Here is a 1,702-nt window from a genome sequence, read left to right on the forward strand (position 1 = left end):
GCCCGCCTGGTGCAGCTCGCCCAGGCGCTGCGCCGCCTGACCGACCACGACCTCGAAGAAACCGCCAGCACCCGTCTGCTCGTCATGGCGGCACGGCTGGTGGCGTCCGGCCTCTCGCTGCGCGATGCCTGCCGTGCCGCCGTGGTGGATGCGCTCACAGATGACACCGAGACCGTGCTTGCGCTCGACGAAGTCGTGCGCGCGGTGGTGGGCGATGAAGACTGATTGTTCTGGCTGTGCCTCGGCCTCGGGCTGCTCAACCGCAGCCCTCCCGCCCGGCGCACTGGCCACCCAAGACAGCGGCGCCCCGGCGGCGCTGCCGACCACTGCACAACTGCAGCGGCGCCGGCGCTGGTTTCAGGCTGTCTTTTTTTCCATATTTCTACTTGCACCCGCACTCAACCTGCTGCGTTTCGATCTGAACGAAACCCAGCTGTGGGTGCTCGGCTTTCGCTGGTCGCTGGGAATTGATGCGTTCCTGCGCGGCGAAGCCACCGCCGTCCAGACCGCATGGGCCATCGTGTGGAGAGGCATTCTCCCTGTCCTGACGGTCATCACCGCCTTTCTGGCCGTGGCCTACCGTTTCGGCCGCCTGTATTGCGGGTGGCTGTGCCCCCATTTCTCATTGGTTGAAACACTCAACGACCTTCTGCACCGCGCCACGGGCAAGCTCAGCGTATGGGACAAATCGCCCACGCCACGCCCAGGCCGCACTGCCGACAAACGGTGGTGGCCCCTGTTTCTGGCTGCCTGCCTGGTGTTTGGCTTCACCTGGGCCATCACATTGCTAACGTACCTGCTGCCCCCAGTCGAGATCTGGGGCAACCTGGTGCGCGGCACACTCACCGCCAACCAGGCCCGGTTCCTGGGCGTTGGCACCCTCGTCTTCACCCTGGAATTCATGCTGGCGCGGCACCTGTTCTGCCGCTTCGGTTGCGCCGTGGGGCTGTTCCAGAGCCTGGCCTGGATGGCCAACCCCAAGGGAATGGTGGTGTCCTTCACGCGTGAACGCGCCCGCGAATGCCGCACCTGCGATGCGCCACGCGGCAGCGCTTGCGACAACGCCTGCCCCATGCGCCTGAACCCCCGCAACATCAAGCGCATGATGTTTGCCTGTGTGCAGTGCGGCCAGTGCCTGACGGCCTGCGACACCTCCCAGTCCGCCCAGGGACGGACCCCCACACTCGAATGGAAGGTGGGCCTCGACGCCGTGCGCGAAACCCTGCGCCAGCGCCGTGAGGAGCAGCACTGATGGAAGAGTGGATTGGCCAATGGTGGCACCGTGCCGTCACCCGCGTCGCCGAGCCTGACCGCACCCATGTGCAAGTCACCTTGGAGGAAATGCGCCGGAGCATTGCGTTGCTGTACCGTGCCGGCGGAGGCGACGCAGCGGTGCGCGTGGCACCGGTGGCCGACAGCCGTCACGGCGGGCCCCGCGGCTGGCTCCAGAGGCTGGCAGGAAGTGGCATTCGTGTTCCGCTGCCGGTGCTCGACTGGGAAACCCTGGCTCTGCCCGCCCAGATCGCTGTCTTTGACCAACGCGAGCTCAACCGTGCACTGTACCTCTGGTTGGCCGCGCTGGCGGCCGTGTTCGAACCCACCGGAGACTGGATTGCCGACAACCGCGCGGCCACAGCGCGCGCACTGCAGCGCTTTGCCGGGCTGCGCGGCACGCACCAGCGCCTGGCGCAGGCCCATCTGG

At 66.9% G+C, this 1,702-nt stretch carries 2 protein-coding genes and 1 pseudogene; all 3 read left to right on the plus strand.

Annotated features, from left to right (window positions below; translation table 11 throughout):
• Nucleotides 1-225: CbbQ/NirQ/NorQ domain-containing protein (locus ACDELDRAFT_RS22215; protein WP_005801004.1), on the plus strand; the 225-nt coding region annotated here is incomplete at its 5' end.
• On the plus strand, nucleotides 215-1,252 hold the full coding sequence (locus ACDELDRAFT_RS22220; RefSeq protein WP_005801005.1) for a 4Fe-4S binding protein: 1,038 nt from the start codon (nucleotides 215-217) through the stop codon (nucleotides 1,250-1,252). The genes ACDELDRAFT_RS22215 and ACDELDRAFT_RS22220, both read left to right, overlap by 11 nt.
• Nucleotides 1,252-1,702, plus strand: a pseudogene (locus ACDELDRAFT_RS22225) (nitric oxide reductase activation protein NorD); the annotation flags it as partial. The gene ACDELDRAFT_RS22220 and the pseudogene ACDELDRAFT_RS22225, both read left to right, overlap by 1 nt.

The sequence above is a fragment of the Acidovorax delafieldii 2AN genome (assembly GCF_000175235.1).
GTDB classification, from domain to species: Bacteria; Pseudomonadota; Gammaproteobacteria; order Burkholderiales; family Burkholderiaceae_C; genus Acidovorax; species Acidovorax delafieldii_B.

Bases quoted from the DNA above. Each gene is read 5' to 3' on its own strand.
- ACDELDRAFT_RS22220 (WP_005801005.1), top strand. From the start codon at position 215: ATGAAGACTGATTGTTCTGGCTGTGCCTCGGCCTCGGGCTGCTCAACC.